Here is a 22,157-nt window from a genome sequence, read left to right on the forward strand (position 1 = left end):
GACGAGCGGAGCGGGTAAAAAGAAGTCCGAGGCAAGGCGCAATCAACCACTTAGGTTTCAAAAATTAAGAACGTCCTTACCGTCACGGCGGTTGCTATATTACAAAACTTCCCTATCTTGATAGTCAATCGATTTGAGGTTCAAGATAGACTCCCCAGCGGCTATCTAGAGGCTTGAACTAACCTAAACCACTTGTTTGCTGTGAAGGACTCCTGCTGGAAAGTAAGTCTCCGTCTTTCTGTGATGTCATGTATCTACTGTTATTGATGGCGCCTTTTTTTAGAAGCTCAGACATTGACACAATCACCAAGATAGTGTATCTTCTCTAACTGGTAGTACACATCCAAGTTATGCAGTTAGTCGAAAGGCAACTCATTAAACCAAATCACAGGTTTTACCCAGAAGCCGATCGATTGTCCTGGCTGTCCAACAAACTTTACAACTGCGATAACTATATCTACGGTCAAAACTTTTTCTCAGGTCAACTAACTAATGCTCTGGCTGTCGATCGTGCACTCAAAAAGAGTCTAAAGGACAAAGCATTGCCCGCCCAAGTAACACACAAAACTCTCGCGTTACTGCTGAAAATATGGACTAGCTATCATACTGTCAAATTGGCTGGCGCGATAGCGATCGCCCCACTAAGTTTCAAGCAGTACCGAAAATCCCTGATTAAAAAATTCAGAAAAAAAGAGAGCAGGGGGGATATGTAGTTGTATTTAGTCAATGTGTTAGCAAAAAAAGCTTTCCCAAAAGAATATGCCAGTTGGTCTGGGAGTAACATTTGGCAACCTTGAAAAGTTACCTAAATCTTGAAAATCCGGATTGTTCGCGAGTTAAGTTGTTAAGTTATTGAGGTAGTTTAGGAAAAGTTAGAAGAAAATGCAAGTGTAAAGCGGATTATAACCCTTGCCATAACGAGCTTCGCCAACATTAAAGAGCTATGAAACCCCTCCCTGGAAGAACGCTAAGATTCTACCTTCTAACTTGTACCTTCTAGCTTCAAGAAACACCCTGTTTCTTGCTCCTAAAAATAAATACCTTCCCTTGTGCAAACAATATTTCAGTCTGCTTATAACCGATCGCCCCCAAGTATACGGGAAAGTTAAAAAAATGCAGGGTTCTGGCATTTGGAAGCCTGTTAACGCATAAAAAAGTCAATTTAGCCAACAACTGACGGCCCCCGTGCCACCGGTCTGCTGGCGGCTAACTGCTGAAAGCCGATCGGGCAAGCAGCGCCCTTCCAGCTTTTGGCAGTAACGCAAACGAGGAAAAAACTGTCGTGAAATTCCACTGGCTACTACCGAGTTTCTTAAGTGTATTTTTGCTCGCCGGAGCCGCCGAAGCAGCTAGACTGCAATCTTGGCGGTTTGATGCTTCAGAGAACCGGCTTTACATTACAACAGACGGGGGAGTACAACCCAAGGCTCAACTGATTTTCAACCCGATGCGGTTGGTAATCGACTTGCCGGGGACGAGTCTGGGTCGTCCCTCGGTCAGCAAACCCATCTCAGGGGCGATCGAATCGGTACGGGTAGGGCAGTTTGACAACGATACGACCAGAATTGTGGTCGAGATCAAAGACGGGTTTACTATAGACCCTCAGCAAGTAAAATTCCGGGGGATTTCTCCGAGCGAGTGGACAGTGGATTTGCCAACGCCGGTGCGGGGAGAAACTCAAAATCCGATTTCAGAGCCCGGGGGAGAAAGATTATCGGCTGAACCTTCAGCATCCCAAGCCCAGTCGGCCGAGGCGACTGTAGTTCAGAACGTTCAGGCGACGGCGGACGGTTTTTTAGTCCGCACAGTGGGCGGTCGCCCCCAAATTAATTTTCAACAAAGTCGGGCTGGGGACATCGCCACCCTCGATATTGAAGGAGCTAGTGTAGCTCCGGGCCTAAGCAGCCAACAGCCTCAAACCAACGGTCAGCACGGGGTTGACAAGATTGAAGTCCGGCAACTACCAACAGACCCGCCCGTTACCCGCGTGACTTTGCGGATGAAGAATTCTAATACTCAGTGGCGGGCATCTGTGAGCAATTTGGGCGGGGTTGTGCTATTGCCTGGAAGTGTAGTACGACAGCCCTCGGTTTCCCGCCGCGTGACTGTAGATCCTCCGGCTAGACAAGCTCAAGGAAATTTAGCGAGAGTTCAGTCAATTGATTTAGCCAGTAACGGCACGCAACTGGTGGTGAAAACTGACCGCCAAGTCTCCTATACCAGCGGCTGGGACCAGGGGTCGAGAGCTTACTGGATCAGGATCGCCTCTGCTGTCCTAACGGGGGAAATTCCTCAGCTCGATGCCAACAGTCCTGTATCTTTTACAGCCAGCCAAGAAGATGCGGAGACTGTGGTGATTTGGGTGCAGCCGCGATCGGGGGTAGAGGTAGGCAGGGTGACGAGACCGAACCCGCAGTTGCTGTCTTTGCAGTTGCGATCGACTGCTAGCGCGCAGCAGCCTTTGACTCGCACTCCCAATTTGCAGCCTTTGCCGAGAAGGACTTTCGGAAACGAAGATTTGCCCCAAGCTTCTAACCGCCGCGCCGTAGTAGCGATCGATCCTGGTCACGGTGGCCGCGATCCGGGGGCAGTCGGAATTCAGGGCATTCAGGAGAAGGAGATTGTTTTGGATATCTCTTTTCAGGTGGCGAGGCTGCTGGAACAGCAGGGCGTGCAGGCGGTGATGACTCGGACTGACGACAGCGAAATCGACCTGGAACCGAGAGTCTCTTTGGCGGAACGGGTGAATGCTACTTTGTTTGTCAGCATTCACGCTAATTCGATTAATATGAGTCGGCCGGATATCAGCGGGATTGAGACTTATTATTTCAATAACGGCGAAGATTTGGCTCGGGTGATTCACGGCAGTATTTTGCAGGGCACGGGGGCGACTGACCGCCGAGTGCGGCAGGCGAGATTTTATGTTTTGAGAAAGACTTCTATGCCTTCTGTTTTGGTGGAGGTGGGTTTTGTCACGGGTGCTGAGGATGCTGCTAGGCTTTCTGACCCAGCTTACCGCAGTCAAATGGCCGCTTCGATCGCTCGCGGCATTTTGCTTTATCTTCAACAAAGATAATATATTGCCGGAGGGATTGGTAATTGGTAATTGGTTACTTGTTATTTGTTATTGGTAGCAACTGACAACTGACCACTGCCAACTGACCAGTGCCCAGTGCCCAGTGACAAGTGACAACTGCCAACTGACAACTGACAACTAACAAATGACAACAGACTCTGGACAACAAAGAATCGGTATTTTTGACAGCGGCGTGGGCGGTTTGACTGTTTTGACACAGTTGTACCGACAATTGCCTAACGAATCGATACTTTATTTTGGAGATACGGCGAGGCTGCCCTACGGCACTCGCACGCCGTCAGAAATTGTGGAGTTTGTCCGCGAAATTATGGCCTGGTTGGTGGAACAGGATGTGAAAATGGTCATTATGGCCTGCAACACCAGTTCTGCTTTGGCGATGGAGATGGTGCAGGCTGAATTTGATATCCCGGTGCTGGGAGTAATTCTGCCGGGGGCGCAGGCTGCGGTGCAGCAAGGCAAGCGGATCGGGGTCATCGCAACTCCTGCTACGGCTGCTAGCAATGCTTATCGAAATGCGATTTTGGAGATGGACGATTCTTGCCTGGTGTGGCAGGTTAGCTGTCCGGCTTTTGTGCCGCTGGTGGAGCAAAACCGGATTCACGACCCTTATACTTGTGAGGTGGCTCGGGAATATTTGGCTCCTTTGATTCAGCAGCGCATCGATACGCTGATTTACGGCTGCACTCATTATCCTCTGTTGGCTCCTGTGCTTCGCTCGCTTTTGCCTGCTGGGGTGACATCGATCGATCCTGCAGTACGGGTGGTGGCTGCTGCTGCCAGAGAATTGGAGCTTTTGGGGCTGCGGAATCCTGGTACTGCGCTACCTACTCGTTTTTGCGTGAGCGGCCCGCCGCAGCAGTTTGCGGAGTTGTCGGTGCAGTGGCTCGGTTGTACTCCTGCTGTTGAGAAAATATCCCTGCCGACAGTTGTACGTAGCGAAGCGGGGCGTAAGCCATCGCCCGTATCGCTGGAATCTGCCGAATAAGCTGGAAAATTTATAGGTTAATCTAACCCCCCAAAACTCAGGTAAAGCTGGCTCTGGGGGGTTTAATTATTGCGATGTAACCTAGCAATTACACATCAATAGGTAATATTATTGAACAAAAGCTTTGATGAACAATGCAAATAATGTCCTATACGTGCTGGATCTCTTCAGCCTTGAACCATGTCACCCTATGTATCACAAGCAGTTTTACTTGTAGACGGCTATAACATAATTGGACTTTGGCCTCGACTCCGAGAGAAGCGCGATCGCGACGAACTCGAAACAGCTCGCCGCGAGTTGATTGAGGTTTTAGTTAATTACAGCGCCGTTCAAGATTTTGAGGCTCGACTGGTGTTTGACGCCCACTATCGAGATACTCCCGGCGTTAAAGAAATTATTACTAAAAATTTATCGGTGCACTACACTGACTTCGGTCAGACAGCAGATACTTATATTGAAAAATCTTGTGCTAGTTTGCGCTACGAGTTGCGGGTCAAAGGTAAAGGTCGCATGATTGTCGCCACCTCAGACCGAGCGCAGCAATTGACCGTAGTCGGCTACGGTGCCGAATGGATGTCCGCCGAACAACTAGCGGCTGACGTAGAATCCACCGCCCGCCGCAGCGAGCGCAGGCACAAATCCCGCAAACAAAATTCCAGTCGCTTTCTCGCCAGTTCCCTCGATCCAGAATCCCAGCAGCGCCTCGCCAAATTGAGAATGGGGCTGCATTAGCTGCTGAAACCCTCTTGCTGTATGACAAAAAAAAAGTTTGTCAAAGGCCTTGCCAAATCGAGTAAGTTCAGCTATTGTTAGTAATTGTGGGTAACAAAAAAACCCAATCCTCGGTAGCTCAGTGGCAGAGCGGTCGGCTGTAATGAATGCAAGCCTTTGGCATCAACCAAAAGCCCTAATGACATAGCAGCTCTATCCGGTAACGGGTACTGAAAAATCGGGTGAATTCAAGGAAACCGTAGCACTTCGGGTGGCGGCAATCTTGAGCCAAGTCTGGCGAAAGGCAGCGGTTGCGATCGCAAGTAGCTGGAAAGGTGCAGAGACTAGAGATGAGGAGCCTAACCAATAAATCTCACAGCGCCCGACATCCGACGACAGATCAAAAGCATGATTTGTAGGGATGATGAAATAGTCCGCGCCCTTCGGAAACGTTGGGATAAGTGTAACCGATTGGTCGTAGGTTCAAATCCTACCCGGGGAGTTAGTAAAAGTCTGAAGTTGGAATTTTCCAGCTTCAGACTTTTTGTTTTTTAAGATTTGAGATGGTTTGGTGTGAAGCTTTCTGGTAGCGCCTTAATTCACATCGCTGTGAGTGTGGATTAACTCACCTTCCATAGGTATGGAAATATTCAACTTAGACAACTCCGGGTTTAATATCGCCTTGACAATACCAGAACTCACCATCACCTCCAAACACCCAAGGGCTTGATGAAGAGCTACTCGAGCGTGTTGCACAGAAAAACGCTCTCCAAGCACCAGTATCAACTGCCGATAAATTTGTTCAATGTACTGAGTGTGGCTCAAAATTTCAATCAGCAAACCATAAAAACCTGTAATGGGCAAGCGCTGACCGTTCTTAACATAACACTTGATCCTGTTAATTTCACCAGCATTATAAACCGCTACAAATTCAATATCAGCCTCCACTAAGTCTAACTGAAACACATTGTACGCCGAAAGTAGCCAAGGAACCTCCTCCTTTGAAAAGCGCTGCATCACCTGTTTCATACAACCCAAATCAAATCCAGCAATCACCGCTTGACCCAAAATATCATTCGTAAATCCACCTTGAGCTAACCACCGAAAAGCTTTTTCCGGGCTTAAATTCAAACCAGCATCCCGCGCAATTTCCCTTGAATGTTCTTGTAAATCAGTGAATTGACCGTTAGCAGCGTACCAATAATCAGCGAAGCGAATATGCTGTTCAACTCGGCTCCGTTGATTGTGGTCGTATTGAGATTTAAGCCAGTTGCCGTCGTATTTCTGCTGCTCTTGCTCTAATTCCAAAATCGTGTAAGCCAATTCACGGGCACCGGTATGAGCTAAAGTCATGCCCGCCGATAAAATCGGGTCAGCGAAACCAGCAGTTTCACCTACCAAAAACCAGTTTTCTCCTACTGTTTTATCAGCCAAAAATGACCAATCTTTTGTAGTTTCAATCTTTCCGGTACTGGTAGCATTAGCGATTAACTTGTTGATGCGAGGTTCGCTATTGAGGGCTTCGGTATAGATATCCTCTGGTCGCTTTTTCAGTGACTTATAATGTTCTGCAGGGCAAACGAAGCCGATACTGGTGCGAGTTGGGCCCAAGGGAATGAACCAAAGCCACCCGTGACTCAAACTCATTACCTGTATCCGGGTGCCGCCAACGCCAATTTTATCTGACCATTCAGCGTTTGTCCAATAGTCCCAGATAGCTATATTTTGCAGTCGCGTCGGGCTGTGTGTCTTAACGCCCAAAGCTCGCCGCAGCACGCCAATGTGACCGGATGCGTCGATGTAGTAGCGGGCGGTTATTTGTTCTTGCGATCGCACGTGCAAAGCCGTAATCCGATCGCCCACTACATCTACCTTAACAACCGCAGTTTCTTCTCTGACTAAGCATCCCATTTCTGCCGCGTGGCGCAGCAAAATTTCGTCATATTTTGCTCGATCGACCTGAAAAGCAGTTTGCCGTCTCTGACCCTCAAATTTAGCAGGTCGCTGTTCATCTTTAAACAACTCCGGCTGAATGAAATTAAAATCCCAAGGCTGTGGATCTGTTCCCCAGCGATAGATTCCACCAATCTTAATCGGGAAGTCGGCTGCTTCTACTTTGTCCCAGCATCCCATTTCCTGAAGCACATCACTAATTTGAGGCAATTGACTTTCCCCAACGTGATCGCGAGGGAATTTTTCTTTCTCTACGATTAGCACGCTCAGATTGGGATTGTATTTCTTGATCAGAGTGCCAGCAGTGCTCCCAGCGGGACCGCCGCCGACAATAACAACGTCGTAATGGCTCATATCAAATAGAGATAGTAGATACTACTTTTGGGCATTGAAGAGACAAATGTATAACTGGTCAGCCTCGTCGGAATCAGCGAGGCTGAAATCTGTTTGCAACAGGTTTTATCCGACTGCGAGTTTTTCCTCTTCCGGTATGTGAGAAGTGTGGGAAATATCTAAATTCTCCGTCCAAGTATGAGCAATATCTAAATTCTCCGTCCAAGTATGAGCAATATCCAAATTCTCCGTCCAAGTATGAGCAATATCTAAATTCTCAGTCCAAGTATGAGCAATATCCAAATTCTCAGTCCAAGTATGAGCAATATCCAAATTCTCCGTCCAAGTATGAATAAGATGCGGTTCTAGCTCATTGATTGGAGTTGAATTGCTGTTCACTTCTGACATAATGCCTCTCCTTCTAAGTAATGAAGTTATCTAATCCTAAAACGTTCGAGTTCTAAAACTGGAAAAGTTTACATTTCGCAATCTACGCAGCGTTTAAAGGTTGCAAAATATCCCGGGGTTGGGCAAAAGGTTGCTCAAAGCTATGGGTTTTTGCATAAACCAGAAGCTCATCCGTCAGTTCGGTAAAAACTTCAAACAAGTTATCAACTATCTTAACAGCCTCTTGACGGGTTTCCTCTGACAGTTGTATGTTTTTTATCAAGTGATCCACTTCCGGCGTTCCTGTAGTATGACCTGTTTCCACTGCTAGATGAAAACACCCAAAATAAAGAAACTCCTTTTGGGTAATTGTTCGTAATTCTTGAGCAATAGGTGCCGCCGTTGAGAAGAACACATTACCCGTTGCTTCTATCACTTCCAGAATAGCTAACTTAGTAGTAGGACTAGCCCCAAAAGCAGAGCGAAAAATTTGATGTGATACCCAACGCGAAGCTTTTGTTTCTTCATTCCACAGAAAATTCAAAGCATCGCTGAACTTCACTGATCTGTTAATACCCAGTGTTTCCAAATCTTGCAAAAACCACAACCAGTGATGATCGTCTTCATAAGTGTGATTGTTGACTATTACCTGAAGTGGATCGTTGGTTGGTTCTTCTCGGAAGACATACTTGTTAAATTCACCAAAACTCATCACGAAAGGAGAAACACAGGGAGCGAAAGCTAGGCGCTGTCTTGGGTCTATACTTGTGTCCCGCATAAACTCAAATAGCCCAGATTTAGCAAATTCTTGCTTCTTCTTTTCAATCAATGCTAGGACTTCTTCCATGGCGATGCACCTGATGATGAACACATGGTAGCAAGTTGATCATCCTAAATCTATGATCTGAATCATGCTTGTTTATGATGCACGTCATATTAGATTGTACTCTCGATCGGCTAAACCAGCGTTTTCCAGCCCTGGGCGCCCCATTTTTTATGGGTGACAAGGCTCAAAGATTTAGCTAAACCTTTAATTTATAAGGATTTGCCTGTCCTGTGTGCGATCGGCATCATAGAATTTTGTTACAATATTGTAATCAACTGAGTGAGGTGTGAGACCGTACAGGATTAAGTCTAAGTTCAAACCAGATGTTCTGCCGTCCGCTCCTCCATGCCATTTCAAAAAAGTTTAGGCATCTCCCTATTTAAAAAATCCATGAGTAATTACTGGTGTTTTAACATTATCTAAGTATTCTAATATACCCCGATCTATAAAAATACTTAAGTACCCTAAACTCGACAGTCGATCGATATCAAGCAAAATGTTTACCCAAAATTTAGTCATAGATAGAATAAGACCCATGAAAGCAATTCCTGGTTACAGAATCACAGAAGTTGTTCAACTTGGTGTGAACTCGATCATTTATCGCGGAGTCCGAGAATGCGATCGAGCGTCAGTCATTATTAAAACACTCAATACGGAGTATCCCACAATAGAAGAAATTACTCGTTTGAGACATGAATATAAAATTAGCTCGAATCTCCGACTCGAAGGGATTGTCCAACCCCATAGCTTAGAAAAATATAACAACAGTTTCGCTCTGATCTTAGAAGATTGTGGCGGTCAATCTCTCAAGCACCATCAAGCTGGTAAAAATATTAAAATTCAGAAGTTTTTGCCACTGGCTATTCAACTAGCTCAGACTCTCGGAGAAGTGCATCAAAACCAGATCATTCATAAAGATATAAAACCCTCAAATATTATCATCACACCAGATTTGAAACAAGTAAAAATCACTGATTTTAGCATGGCAACACGCCTATCTAGAGAGATTCACCAAAATAGCAATACCACAGCGCTAGAAGGCACTCTAGCCTATATATCCCCAGAGCAAACTGGTCGAATGAACCGCGACCTCGACTACCGAACTGACTTTTACTCTCTAGGCATCACGTTTTATGAAATGCTTACAGGAGAGTTACCCTTTAATTCAACCGACCCCTTAGAATTAATTCACAGCCACATTGCGGTGACACCTGTTCCTCCCCATCAGCTAACCAGTGAAGTCTCCTCGATGGTTTCATCTATTGTCATGAAACTATTAGCTAAGAATGCCGAAGACCGATATCAAAGTGCCTTGGGAGTAAAAGCAGACCTGGAAAAATGTCTAACTCAGCTACAAACTACGGGCAAAATAGAAAATTTCATTCCGGGCCAACTTGACAAATCCGGTCAATTTTTGATTTCCCAAAAACTTTACGGTCGCACACAAGAAGTAGCTAATTTGATGGCATCTTTCGAGCGAGTCAGTGGGGGAAAAACTGAGATGGTATTGGTAAGCGGTTACTCAGGCATTGGTAAAACCTCAGTTGTCAGTGAAATCAAAAAACCAATTGTACGGCAGCGGGGTTATTTTATTGCTGGTAAATTTGACCAGTTTAAGCGGGATATTCCTTATGCTGCAATAACTCAAGCGTTTGAGTTATTGATGCAGCAGTTATTCACACAAAGCTCAGAAGACTTGGTAATTTGGAAAGAAAAGCTTTTGTCAAAGCTGGGTAATAACGGTGCAATTATTATTGACGTTGTCCCTTCTGTCGAACTAATCATTGGTTCGCAGCCTGCTGTTCCACAATTGGGAGCGACAGAATCTCAAAATCGCTTTAATCGATTGTTGAAAGAATTCATGAATGTGTTTGCCCAAGCAGAACACCCATTAGTTCTATTTTTGGATGATTTACAGTGGGCTGACTTAGCTTCTTTAAAATTGATTCAGGAATTAGTAGCTTATCAAGATAGCAGATATTTTTTACTAATAGGAGCCTATCGAGATAACGAAGTAAATTCCACTCATCCTTTAGTTCAAACTGTAGAAAAAATTCAAGAGAATGGAGTTGCTGTGCATCACATTATCCTCCCATGTTTGGATTTGAACAGCGTCAGTGAGCTAGTAGGGGATACTTTGGGCAATCAGACCAAAAATTTAAAGTGTTTGACAGAGTTAATTTTTAATAAAACTGGCGGAAATCCCTTTTTTATAACTCAACTGCTCTCAACTATTCACTCAGAACAACTGTTAGCTTTTGATTTCAGTGTTGGTGCATGGCAGTGGGACATCACGGAAATTGAAGCCGCTGGCATTGCAGATTACAGTGTCGTTGAATTAGTTGCTAGGAATCTGCAACAACTCCCGGAGGAGACGCAGCAAGTATTAAAATTAGCTGCTTGTATAGGCAACCATTTTAATTTAGAAACTTTGGCAATTGTTAGGGGCAAATCAGGTTCCGAAACTGCGGCGGATTTATGGGATGCGCTGCAAGCTGGTTTAATTCTTCCCATCAGCGATGCTTATAAAATTCCGATGCTTGATGAGGAAATTGTAAAAACACACCGGAAAGGCGGGACTCCCATCCCACAAAACAATCAAAATCATCCGGCAATTATGCACCGCTCAATTGATTATAAGTTTTTGCACGATCGCGTACAACAAGCCGCCTATTCTCTAATCCCTGACTGCGATAAAAAACAAACCCACTTAAAAGTCGGCACCCTGCTACTAAATTCAACTCCAGCATCGGAGATAGCAGAAAATATCTTTGATATTGTCAACCAACTGAATATCGGGGTGGAATTCATCACAAATCAAGAAAAGCGAGATGAACTAGCTAACTTTAATCTTATAGCTGGCAAAAAAGCTAAGAGTTCTGCCGCCTATGAAGCAGCGTTCAAATATTTTAATGTGGGTCGAGAACTTCTACCCGATCGAGCTTGGCAGAGTCACTATGACTTAATCATGGAACTCCATGCCGAAGCGCTGGAATCCTCCTATATAAATACCGAGTTTGAGGGTGCATTTCAGCTCTCAGAGGTTATTATAGCACGCGCCCAAAATTTGCTTGATAAAATTAAAGTTTACGAGCTAAAGGTTTTTTTCTACTTCAATCAAAATCAATCCCAAACTTCGATAGATGTAGCTATAGAAGCTTTAAAAATGCTGGGAGTCTATATACCGAAAAAACCAACTAAATTAAATATTTTCCTAGAGTTGATACGGACAAAATTAGCTTTAAGAAATCATCAGATTGAGGATTTATTGGATCTGCCACCAATGACTGACCCTAATAAAATTGTGGCTCTACGGATTTTAACTAATATGAGTCCGGCCGCTTTTGTAGCAGCACCCGAAATATTCCCGCTGATCATATTTAAAATGGTTACTCTTTCTCTTAAATACGGGAATGCGCCACTGTCTAGTTTTGGGTATGCAAACTATGGTGTGATCCACTGTGGAGTATTAGGTGATATGGATTCTGGATACCGATACGGTCAAATGGCTCAGGCACTTTTAGAAAGATTGCACACCAACTGGCGCCACTCTCAAATTTCACTACCTTTTAATGCTATGATCCGTCACTGGTCTGAGAGTGGCAGAGCCAGTTTTACAGGTTTAATTGAGGGTATTGAGAGCGGACTAGAAACCGGAGATATAAACAATGCTTGTTACTGTGCGAGTTTTTACAGCAATTATATATTTTTGAGTGGCGAACCTTTGGACTCTGTGGAGACTAAGCAGAGTCAATATATTCAAATGTTGGTGAATTATCAGAATGAATTTATGATGAACCATAGCAGAGTAGGGGCGCAAGTTGTCTTGAATTTGCAAGGTAAAACAGCTAATCCTTGCCTGTTAATTGGCGAAATATTTAATGAAGATATGATTCTGCCAACCTTAAGGGAGAGTAAAAATAATCTAGTACTATTTGTAGTATATCTATCTAAATCATGGCTAAGTTATCTCTTTAAAAATTATGTAGAAGCCGTAGAAAATGCCAGAACAGCATCAATTTACTGTGAGGCTGTAATGAGCATGATGTATATTCCCATCCACAATTTTTACTATTCCCTAGCGCTGTTAGCGTTGTATCCCACCCTTGCCAAAAATGAACAGAAAAAACATTTAAAACAAGTGACTTCGCTTCAAAAAAAAATGAAGCATTGGGCTGTGAGCTCTCCGGGAAATTATCAGCATAAATATGATTTAGTAGAAGCAGAAAAAGCGCGAGTATTGGGACAATATGAACAAGCTGCTCTGTATTACGATCGAGCAGTGAAAGGAGCATCGAAAAATGAATACATCCACGAAGAAGCTCTAGCCAATGAACTAGCTGCAGAATTTTATCTAGCTAACGGTCGAAATAAAGTGGCTCAGACTTATCTGATAGATGCTTACTACGGCTATATTCACTGGGGAGCAACCGCCAAGGTAAAACATTTGGAGTCACAGTATCCGATCTCTTTACCCCCTACATCGATGGGAAAAGCAAGCGCAGATCGAACTATTACTAGCACTAATTATAGCACGAGCAGCAGTCACAGCAGTTTATTGGATTGGACAACTGTTGTTAAAGCATCTCAAGCGCTAGCTAGCGAAATTGTATTGGACAAGTTGTTAGAAAAGTTAATGAAAATGGCGATCGAGAATGCTGGAGCCCAAAAAGGTTTTCTCCTGATGCCCGAGGAAGGGAAATTGCGGATTAAAGCAGCGGCATCGGTGGAGTCTTCGGATGTTGCAATTGAGCAATGCCCTAGAGTATCTCCTGCAGAGGTTTTGCCAATAACGGTGATTAATTATGTCGAGAAAACGCACTTAGATGTAGTTTTAAGCCAGGCAGCTAGAGAAGGTATATTTACAGACGACCCCTATATTAAAAGGCAGCAAGTGAAGTCTGCGCTTTGTACTCCTATTCTGAATCAAAGCAAACTCGTCGGTGTCTTTTATCTGGAAAATAATTTAGCTACTGAAGCGTTTTCTCCAACTAGGTTGGAGGTTTTGAAAATTCTTTCTTCCCAAGCTGCTATCTCTTTAGAAAATGCGGTACTTGTTGCTAATTTGTCGGAGGCTAAGGAACAGTTGGAGGATTATTCGCGGACGCTGGAGTTGAGAGTAGAAGAGCGCACGCAAGAATTAAAGACTAAAGAAGCTAAGCTGCAAGAAGCTCAAAAACTGGCACACCTCGGCAACTGGGAATTTGATTTGGAGGGGGATAAATTAACTTGGTCTGAGGAAGTATTCCGAATTTTTGGCCTTGACCCTAAACTACCAGAACCCACGATTTTAGAACACAAGAAGCAAATTCATCCAGATGACCTACAGTTGTGGCTAGAGGCAGTAGAGCAGATTAGTCGGTTAGGAAATCCTTGCGAGTATGAGATGAAAATTTTGCGCCCTGATGGAGCTGTCAGATATATTTATGTTAAGGCGCAAGCTATTTTTGATGGCGGTAAGGTGATTAAGTTATTTGGAACTATACAGGACATTACGGATCGCAAGTCAGCAGAGGATGCTTTGCGACTGTCTGAGGGGCAATTGAGAGAAAAAGCGACACAATTAGAAGTTACTTTGTCCGAATTACGCTCGACGCAGACTCAACTAATTCAAACGGAAAAAATGTCTTCTTTGGGGCAGTTGGTAGCGGGGGTTGCTCACGAAATCAATAATCCGATTAATTTCATTTATGGGAATGTTCTCCATGCTAATGATTATAGCTCGGATTTGCTGGGATTGATTAAGCTTTACCAGGAGTCTTACCCGAATGCTAATCCTGAGATTGTTGCTAAAACAGAAGATATTGACCTCACTTTTATTCAAGAAGATTTGCCCAAAATTCTAAAATCAATGCAGGTTGGGGTCGATCGCGTTCGCAATATTGTGCTGTCGCTCCGGAATTTCTCACGCCTGGATGAAGCCGAGATGAAACCAGTAGATATTCACTCCGGGATTGATTCGACTCTGCTAATTTTGCAGCATAGGTTGAAAAAGGATGCACTCGGACATGGCGTTGAGGTAGTTAAAGAGTACGGTAAACTGCCGAAGGTAAATTGTTATGCTTCTGGGTTAAATCAGGTGTTTATGAATATTTTGAGCAATGCAATTGATGCAGTGGAGTTAGCAGTTGGGCGACCGGAGACAACGGCAAAACTAGAAAATCCTTTATCTCCAATCTTTGAGCGAAAGATTAAGATTCGGACTGAGGTATGCGACAAAAACTTGGTAAGAATTTATATTGCTGATAATGGTCGGGGGATGACGGAGGAAGTACGATCTCGAATATTTGATCCTTTCTTTACTACAAAATCTGTGGGGCAAGGTACCGGTTTAGGGTTGAGTATCAGTTATCAGATTGTAGTAGAGAAACACGGCGGGAAGTTAATGTGCTTTTCCGCGCCCGGTGAGGGGGCTGAGTTTGTGATTGAAATTCCCGTGAAGCAGTGAAGATTTTTTTATAAGATTTTTTTAACCGCAGATGGACCCCGATGAACGTAGATACAATTCTGTCGGCATTCATCTGTATTTCTCGGCTGATATCTGCGGTTAAAACTTCTCAATCTAAATATTAAACATCGCGTTCTGTTCGCACCCATTTGGTTTGGCGTTTCAGGAGAAAACCTAGATACAAAGGGATTTTCCAAAGGATGTAAAAAGGTACAGATAAAAGAGTTGAGCCAGAAATATTGGCACGCCCGAATTTTGCCCAAGCGCTGACAATTGAAACTAAAATCAGCAATCCTTGTACTGCTAACAAAACGGCGGGAAGTGAGGATGTTCCCAAAATTGCTGCTAGTAAGGAGGCGGCAAAAGCAGCTAGCCAGATAGCGACTAACAGCGACAGGGGAGGGACGGATAAGTCTAGGGCGATCGCCAATAAGTCAAAACGTTTTTGCTGGACTGAAGCTGCTGTCAGCCGGGGAGTTTGAGTTAACAATGTCTGTATGTGACCGTGTTCCCACCTGGTTCTTTGACTTTTAGCTGCTTGCTGCTGTTGTGGCAAACACCCGGTGACGTTGGCTTCGGGGCAGAATACTGTTGGATGTCCGGCGATCGCCAAATCCAAACTCATCTGCATATCTTCAACAATATTGCCGCTAGCTAGGGAAACCGAGCGAATTATCGACCAGGGAAAAGCCATGCCAGTACCCGTTAGTAATGATGGGAATCCTAACTTTTTTAATCCGCTGGGACGAACTAAGTTTTTTACAAGAAATGCTAAAGCAGAAATGGAATCTTTAGGAGTAGGATTTGGTGGCTGTTCCATGAGATAAGTTGCTTGCACAGGTCTTTGTTCAGCAACTGCAACCCGAGCTAATTTTTCTATAGAGTCGGGCTGACAGATGCAGTCTGCGTCAACCATGATGACTACTTCGGGGGGATCGGATTCGATCGACTGCAAGCCGAAATCCAGTGCGTATCCTTTGCCCTTGCGTTGTGTGTCTTGGCGCTCGATCGCACTTGCACCGGAGTTACGGGCGATTTCTGCAGTAGCGTCCGTGCAGTTGTCAGCAATCACTAACAGGCGGTCTTGAGGTGTTAGCTGTGGCAATATGGTGGAGATGGTGGCGGCAATTCCTGCTGCTTCGTTGTAAGCGGGAATTAAAACTGCTACTTTGGGGCGGGGTGCTTTACTTTCCACTGTCTCGCCCTGGCCGGACAAGAAAGCTGCACTGCATTCTAGAAATAGAACTGCAACGGGAATTAGAAGGATCAGGGCGATCGCCAATAGCACAACATCTATCAATAGGAACAGTAGCTGATTAATTTCCACAATTCTCGTACCTTAATTTAATTTAATTTGTTGCGTTCACTGAGTTTATTTAATGTTATTGTACCTTTGTTAACTCACGAAGCCACGCTCTTTAAAGTATCATTATATCATGCAGGCACAAAATCATCATTTTCACATTTGTTGTGACGGCTTACGTCCTACTAAAATTACTAGGACTAGCTTCATTACTACCAATTAATTTCATTACGGTTGTGCGAGCGTAACGACTATTATATTATGTCTATTATGACAATGTTAAGTCACTCAATTTAATTAAACCTCAAATAATGCCAGACTGGAGAAACCTGGTTTCTTTTAGAAACCAGGTTTCTGGGTGTTATATTTTTAATCAACTAAACACTTAGTCGATGTTTAACATCCAATCCGGTTGCATCGGAATAATAAAATCGAGTCAACAGTTAACACTCAACCATTCAGTTTTTTGACACGGAGTAAACAGTCAACAATCATTTCGCTCTTGCAACCGGAATTGATATAACTCATTCATCCCTTGTGGGTGGGCACTCAGGAAGCAATCTCCCAACTCAAAACTAGGTTTAAGCTACGCTGCATCGGGGATAGCAACAGGTTCAGATTTTTTGGTGGTGAACTGTGCGGGGGGTGCAAATTCTCTGAGATATCTCGACACCGATCGCAAATATCCCACTTCTGCTTGAATCAAATCCAGCGTAGAAAGACTTTCAACTAAGTCATCAAACTCATCTGCCGTAACTCCAGCACTGTGCAAGACTTCTTGGTTAAGCCGCCCGCAAATTCCTTGCAGGAGGAGTTCGATAATCTCGCTATAGTCAGCGATTTCGGTTCCGTAACCTTGCAATTTCTTCGGATTGATTCCCCACTGCAAAATCTTCAACAAGTCTTCAGGGGCACTCCACGCAAAAGATGAAGCAATCACTTCTTTTTCCGCTGCGACAAGAGCGTGCTTGATTTGCACTTCGGGGAAAGCAGGATCGATGATTAAGTTTTCCAATTTCGACACTTGTTTATCTAACACGCGCAAAGAAAAAGGAGCTAATTCTACAATCACCATGTCGCCAGCATCGTTAACCTTTCTAAAAGGATCTTCCAAAACATTAATTAGGAGGTGAATGTCTGTAGGTTTTTTCCAGTCAAATTGTCCAAGGAAAAAGGGTTCTTCGTATCCCGGCAAGAGTCCTTGAAAATAAATCGGCAGATTTTTGCCAGATTCAAGAATTTTATAAAGAGCTACTTCCAAGGTTTCTGTCGGCCACCCGAGATTACTCACGGCAACAAATTTCAGTTTTCCGGGAACGGACACAATCAGAGAATTCAGCAATAAATGTACGGCTTCAAAAAGATTTTGAGCAGTTACGTAGCGGTGGGGAGCGTGAACGTTGACAGTTTTACCTTGCTCTACTTTTTTGGACATTTGCTCGCAGAACAAGCTATTTTCCAACATATGAGTAAAGCGAACCATCCCGTAAGTGACATTTCCTTCTTGAGCGGCTTTGGCAAATTGCCATTCGGCAAACTTCTTCGAGGCGGCGTAAACTTCGGTTGTAAAATATCGAGATGTTTTGCCTGTAGAAGAGAAGATGCAGTGTTCTACGCCGTATTCTTCGCAGAGTTGGATGACGTGTTTACATCCTAACAGGCTGGTTGTAACTGTTTCTCGGATTTTGATTTCAGCTAGCCCGGGTTGGCGCTGGGCCGCTAGGTGAAAAACAATTGCTGGTTTTTCTACCTCAAATATGTGTTTGAGCGCGTCGAGGTTGCGAATGTCAACGGCATAGAAAGTTACAGCACCTTCTCTGGTAAAAAGCGGGAGATTTTCTTCGGGGTTTTGACATCGGGCGTTGTCTGCGGAAATGATTTTAGTTGCGCCTAATTCGAGGAGTTTTGCGATTAAGAAACGACCGACACATCCTTCTCCACCGGTGATGAGGATGGTTTTTCCTTTTATTTGGTTGCTGATTGCGGATGCGTATAGGTGAATAGTGCGACCGCGCACGTCACTAAAAGGTTCGCTTTCTAATTGTCCGTCGGCTTGATATGCCCTGATTAGCTGTGCGGTGAGAGTTTGTAAGGCTCCGAGGATTTCAGGATGTTGCGGTTCCGGGGAACCCGGCGGAACTAGCTGCTGGATGCGATCGATGATTTCTGCTTTGCTGGCACCTTCAAACACTTCTGATGGGTTAAATGCACTCTTCACTTTTTAGCCTCCTTTAATTTCTAGGGATACGGTTGCTGATTCTAAATTGTTAAACAGATTTTTGAGGGACAGAATTTTTAAAAGCCTGCTTGGATTTAGGATTTTTTAGACTGAAAGCTACTTTATCCGAAAGATACGCGCTTGGTTCTGCTACTAATTGCTTGTATTAAGCATACTTGTAGTTTTATTAAGCGCTTTTTTTACCTACTTACTTTAGCGATCGGCAAAGTCGGAACCTTCTCTGTGCAAAATTTGTCTCTACAACTATAAACTTAAGTTGCTGACTGTTGGCAATACTCAGAACAGATCTTTACCATTTCTTTGTAATCACCTGCGAGTTTTTACGCAATTTTAAAGTTAATGTAAAGTAGGGTCGGTGTTTAAAAAACTTAACACTATACTTGATATTGATAATAGCATTTTATTACTTAAATAAAATGTATTTGTTGCTACTAAATAAACTAAAATTTTTAAGTAATAATACGCACAAAATCGCCCAATCTTGGCGTCTGCTGAAAAGATTGCTACTTAATGGGTGGGGTAGTGCTGTGGCTACCCCTGTATGTGTGCTGCTACTAGGCGCGAACGATGCGTTCTTTTTTGCTGCCTTCAAAGCCACGAGCATCCCCAACATCGTAGCCTCCTGTCCGCAAGCGGCGATCTAAATCGCTAGCTTCGGGAGAAGTTTTTGCTGCTTCTTCGATCGTCACTCTGCCTTCAAGCACCAGTTTGTAAAGACCCTGGTTGATGATCTGCATTCCTTCGTAAGTATCATGTTCCATTAATCGGAAAGCTTCATCATCAGCACCTTTCATCAAGTAATCGTGCATGGCAGGTGTATTCACCAAAATATCGTGAACTGCTACTCGACGGTTGTCAACAGTTGGCAGCAAAAGTTGAGCAATTACCGCTACTAAAGAATCGCAAATTTGAATCCGCATCGCCTGTTGTTCTTCGGGGGGGTAGAGGTTCAACAATCGGTTAATAGCGTTAATGGCACTGCGAGTGTGGAGAGTTCCCAATACTAAGTGACCTGTTTGAGCTGCTTGCAATGCTGTATTGATGGTAACGCGATCGCGCATTTCCCCGATCAGAATCACATCCGGGTCTTCCCGCAAAACAGCCCGCAAAGCCTGTTGAAACTCGTGGGTATGCAAGCCGACTTCCCGCTGGCTAACCAAGCATTTTTTAGAAGGGTGAATGAATTCGATCGGGTCTTCAATGGTAACTACGTGCTTTTGCTCCATCTGATTGAGGTGGTCGATCATCGCAGCTACGGTTGTCGATTTCCCCGAACCGGTAGGCCCCGTAACTAATATTAATCCCTGCGACCGCAAAATAATACTTTTGAAAACTTCTGGCAACCTCAAGGAATCGATAGTAGGTATTTCCAAACTGATCAATCGCAATACTATGGCACCGCCGCTGAGAGACTCAAAACAGTTTAGCCGACACCGCACGAAGCCAGGGTAAAAAATTGCTGAATCTAATTCCTTGGTAGTTGCAAACTGTTTTCGCTGTTCGGGGGTGAGAATTTCGGCTAGGTACTGTTCAAAAATTTCTGGCGTTACTTTGGGGTGGGTGGTTGCTACTTGCATCACGCCACGAATCCGAAATCGAGGTACTTGGCCTACTCGAATGTGAATGTCGGAAGCCGAGGCACTATGGGCATCTCTGACCATTTGTTCGATCGTGCTGACGGGTGTCTCAACAGGCCGCTGCTGGGCTGCGGGGGGCGGACTCGGCGCAGGTGCAGGAGGCGGCGCGGGAGTTGCAGCCAAGGGCGGCGGCGGCGGCGGTGTTCGGCGGGCTTGAGCCTCTGGTCGAAGGGGTGTAGGATTGTTTAATGGGTTCATTTTTTTGTCTCCAGTCAATGTAGATTTATTGCGAAAAAATGCCCGATTTCTAATCTTATCGCTCGCAGCTAATTCGGTGTTAAATGCTGAGAATATTTTACAATTAGGCTTGATGGGGCGATCGAGTAATTAACAATTTAAACTCCTATGAACATCGGTCACAAAATCGCCGACTGGCTGGAGAATCGCGCTGTTACCCCTGCCTACGCGGGTTGGCTGCTGTTGGGGATGACAGTTTTCTTTTTTGGGTCCGCGACTAATACAATGTCTGGGTGGCTGTACGTGCTCAGCGGTGGGGGTTTGGCGCTGTTGGGAGTAGCGGCGGTTTTGCCTGGAAAATCGCTCCATTCCTTGGAAGTGCGTCGCCGCCCGATCGAACCGGTGAGTGCGGGCGATCGAATCACCGTCGAACTAGAAATCGAAAATAGCGCCCGCCAACCTAAGACTCTATTGCAAGTCGTAGACATCTTGCCGTTTGTATTGGCAGAACCAGTCGTCCGCCCGATCGAAGTCATAGAGCCTAACAGTATATACAGAGATACATACTATTTAGAAGTCCGGCAGCGCGGGGTCTATCGGTGGCAAGAGGTAAACTTGAGGACGGCGGCACCTTTAGGGTTGTTTTGGTGCCGGCGCAGCCGCCCAGTCAAAGCGGTGGCGGTTGTGTATCCACAAGTTTTGCCGTTGAGCACTTGTCCTTTGATCGATCGCATCGGTCAAGAAGACAGCCCGCAATTTTACAATCGCAGTCGATCGCAAACTGCTACCGAAGGCCTCACCCGCAACCTGAGACCTTACCGCCACGGAGACCCCACCCGCCTGATTCACTGGCGCACCAGCGCCCGCTACGGAGAACTGCGGGTAAGAGAGTTGGAAGTTGCAGCGGGCGGTCAAGAAATTATTATTGCTCTCGACAGCGCTGCGGCGTGGCAGCTAGAAGAATTTGAACGGGCCGTGACAGTTGCTGCGTCTCTTTACTTCTATGCTAGCAAGCGCCTCTTAAACGTCAAACTTTGGACTGCCGGGACTGGAATCGTTTCGGGCAACCGAGTAGTTTTGGAAACTTTAGCGGCGGTTAATGCTGGCGAAGATGCGGTTGAGAATCGGCCGAAACTGCCGATAATTTGGCTGACTCAAAACTCTGCAACTTTAAGCACTCTTTCCCCAGGCAGCCGCTGGGTACTCTGGCCGTTGGCAACTGCTGAAACACGCGAAAAAATGTTAGTCAAACATGAGTTACCTGGTTTAGAAATTCGCTCCGGCAGAGCCTTAGAACTTCAGTTACAAGATCCTCTGGAAAGAGCGATTAGTTATTAAAACAGTCCCCGCAAGCTTTTCTGGAAAGAGCGATGAGTTATAAAAATTAACTTCATGAGTTTTTAGGTATCAGAAACTTTTTCTCTTTTAGATCACATATTTTGGGCTACCTAAGAGTGCCCACCACAATATTTTAATTCTAGAGAGATAGTTTAATTTAAATGCCAATCGGCTCGAATCGAACTCTTTGTCTGGCAATAAAAGCTCAACCCTTATCACTCTGTAGTGTCGGGGAGAATTTCGACTACATACTCCGGTACATATTCGGGTCGATTCTCTGGCCGATTCGGGGGCACATTCTTGGGCACATTCTCCGGTGGATGTTCGAGCCGGACTCGCCGGATCGGGAGATTTGCAATTAGTGCTGTGGCTCGCTGGTCGCTCTCCAGCGAGAACTCAGACCCAGTGGTATCGATTTCCACGTAGCGAGATACCACCTCTAGAATTTCTCGGCGCATCGACTCAACCATTTCTGGGCTGAGTTCTGAGCGGTCGTGGGCTAGAACCAGTTTGAGGCGCCGTTTTACCTCGTCGCGGCTGTTGTCGGGGGTACGCGGGAAAAGTCGTTCGAGAAGTGTATAGATCATGGGTCGGGCGGGTTTGTCAAGGGTTAGGCATAGAAAAGGTCATACCATTTTCGATTTTCGATTTTCGATTGGGGAATCACTGATTCCCGTCTAGTTTGGGGCTGGTCTACAGTTTCATTCTTTTTGGTAACTGGTG

General features: G+C 45.0%; 12 protein-coding genes. 5 read left to right on the forward strand and 7 right to left on the reverse strand.

Annotated elements, in window-relative coordinates:
* Nucleotides 1–1,282 precede the first annotated feature (1,282 nt).
* The 3 genes from QUA53_RS07260 to QUA53_RS07270 all read left to right on the forward strand — a co-directional run bounded on the left by QUA53_RS07260 (nucleotide 1,283) and on the right by QUA53_RS07270 (nucleotide 4,814).
* Nucleotides 1,283–3,076, forward strand: coding sequence for an N-acetylmuramoyl-L-alanine amidase (locus QUA53_RS07260; RefSeq protein WP_333095954.1), 1,794 nt, complete (start codon nucleotides 1,283–1,285; stop codon nucleotides 3,074–3,076).
* A 145-nt stretch (nucleotides 3,077–3,221) separates the two neighbouring features.
* Entirely contained in the window at nucleotides 3,222–4,082 is an 861-nt protein-coding gene (gene murI / locus QUA53_RS07265; RefSeq protein ID WP_333095953.1) for a glutamate racemase, read from the forward strand.
* A 180-nt stretch (nucleotides 4,083–4,262) separates the two neighbouring features.
* Nucleotides 4,263–4,814, forward strand: coding sequence for an NYN domain-containing protein (locus QUA53_RS07270; protein WP_333095952.1), 552 nt, complete (start codon nucleotides 4,263–4,265; stop codon nucleotides 4,812–4,814).
* 573 nt (nucleotides 4,815–5,387) lie between these two features.
* Here QUA53_RS07270 and QUA53_RS07275 read toward each other — a convergent pair.
* The 3 genes from QUA53_RS07275 to QUA53_RS07285 form a co-directional block, all read right to left on the reverse strand.
* Nucleotides 5,388–7,100: an NAD(P)/FAD-dependent oxidoreductase gene (locus QUA53_RS07275; RefSeq protein WP_333095951.1), complete on the reverse strand. Its 1,713-nt coding sequence runs from the start codon at nucleotides 7,098–7,100 to the stop codon at nucleotides 5,388–5,390.
* A gap of 105 nt (nucleotides 7,101–7,205) precedes the next feature.
* Nucleotides 7,206–7,487, reverse strand: coding sequence for a hypothetical protein (locus QUA53_RS07280; RefSeq protein WP_333095950.1), 282 nt, complete (start codon nucleotides 7,485–7,487; stop codon nucleotides 7,206–7,208).
* Nucleotides 7,488–7,569: 82 nt separating this feature from the next.
* Entirely contained in the window at nucleotides 7,570–8,313 is a 744-nt protein-coding gene (locus QUA53_RS07285) for a hypothetical protein (RefSeq protein ID WP_333095949.1), read from the reverse strand.
* A 514-nt stretch (nucleotides 8,314–8,827) separates the two neighbouring features.
* Between QUA53_RS07285 and QUA53_RS07290 the strand changes: the two genes are divergently transcribed.
* On the forward strand, nucleotides 8,828–14,740 hold the full coding sequence (locus QUA53_RS07290; RefSeq protein WP_333095948.1) for an AAA family ATPase: 5,913 nt from the start codon (nucleotides 8,828–8,830) through the stop codon (nucleotides 14,738–14,740).
* A gap of 121 nt (nucleotides 14,741–14,861) precedes the next feature.
* Here QUA53_RS07290 and QUA53_RS07295 read toward each other — a convergent pair whose 3' ends face one another.
* The 3 genes from QUA53_RS07295 to QUA53_RS07305 form a co-directional block, all read right to left on the reverse strand.
* Entirely contained in the window at nucleotides 14,862–16,067 is a 1,206-nt protein-coding gene (locus QUA53_RS07295; RefSeq protein ID WP_333095947.1) for a glycosyltransferase, read from the reverse strand.
* Between the two features lie 562 nt (nucleotides 16,068–16,629).
* Entirely contained in the window at nucleotides 16,630–18,261 is a 1,632-nt protein-coding gene (locus QUA53_RS07300) for a polysaccharide biosynthesis protein (protein WP_333095946.1), read from the reverse strand.
* Nucleotides 18,262–18,836: 575 nt separating this feature from the next.
* On the reverse strand, nucleotides 18,837–20,117 hold the full coding sequence (locus QUA53_RS07305; protein WP_333095945.1) for a PilT/PilU family type 4a pilus ATPase: 1,281 nt from the start codon (nucleotides 20,115–20,117) through the stop codon (nucleotides 18,837–18,839).
* A 147-nt stretch (nucleotides 20,118–20,264) separates the two neighbouring features.
* Here QUA53_RS07305 and QUA53_RS07310 point away from each other — a divergent pair, with 147 nt between their 5' ends.
* The gene (locus QUA53_RS07310) at nucleotides 20,265–21,434 is read left to right on the forward strand and encodes a DUF58 domain-containing protein (RefSeq protein WP_333095944.1); all 1,170 of its coding nucleotides are present in this window, start codon (nucleotides 20,265–20,267) and stop codon (nucleotides 21,432–21,434) included.
* Between the two features lie 215 nt (nucleotides 21,435–21,649).
* Here the strand turns inward: QUA53_RS07310 and minE are convergent, their stop codons facing one another.
* Nucleotides 21,650–22,021 carry a cell division topological specificity factor MinE gene (gene minE / locus QUA53_RS07315; protein WP_333095943.1) on the reverse strand — a complete coding sequence of 124 codons (372 nt, stop codon included), beginning with the start codon at nucleotides 22,019–22,021 and terminating at the stop codon, nucleotides 21,650–21,652.
* Nucleotides 22,022–22,157: the final 136 nt, after the last annotated feature.

The sequence above is a fragment of the Microcoleus sp. Pol12B3 genome, assembly GCF_036701355.1.
In the GTDB taxonomy this organism is placed as follows: domain Bacteria; phylum Cyanobacteriota; class Cyanobacteriia; order Cyanobacteriales; family Microcoleaceae; genus Microcoleus.

What these genes read in the sequence shown, in the direction of transcription:
- murI (WP_333095953.1), top strand. Translation starts at nt 3,222, where the DNA reads ATGACAACAGACTCTGGACAACAAAGAATCGGTATTTTTGACAGCGGC.
- QUA53_RS07270 (WP_333095952.1), top strand. Translation starts at nt 4,263, where the DNA reads ATGTCACCCTATGTATCACAAGCAGTTTTACTTGTAGACGGCTATAAC.
- QUA53_RS07275 (WP_333095951.1), bottom strand. Translation starts at nt 7,100, where the DNA reads ATGAGCCATTACGACGTTGTTATTGTCGGCGGCGGTCCCGCTGGGAGC.
- QUA53_RS07280 (WP_333095950.1), bottom strand. Translation starts at nt 7,487, where the DNA reads ATGTCAGAAGTGAACAGCAATTCAACTCCAATCAATGAGCTAGAACCG.
- QUA53_RS07285 (WP_333095949.1), bottom strand. Translation starts at nt 8,313, where the DNA reads ATGGAAGAAGTCCTAGCATTGATTGAAAAGAAGAAGCAAGAATTTGCT.
- QUA53_RS07290 (WP_333095948.1), top strand. Translation starts at nt 8,828, where the DNA reads ATGAAAGCAATTCCTGGTTACAGAATCACAGAAGTTGTTCAACTTGGT.
- QUA53_RS07305 (WP_333095945.1), bottom strand. Translation starts at nt 20,117, where the DNA reads ATGAACCCATTAAACAATCCTACACCCCTTCGACCAGAGGCTCAAGCC.
- QUA53_RS07310 (WP_333095944.1), top strand. Translation starts at nt 20,265, where the DNA reads ATGAACATCGGTCACAAAATCGCCGACTGGCTGGAGAATCGCGCTGTT.
- minE (WP_333095943.1), bottom strand. Translation starts at nt 22,021, where the DNA reads ATGATCTATACACTTCTCGAACGACTTTTCCCGCGTACCCCCGACAAC.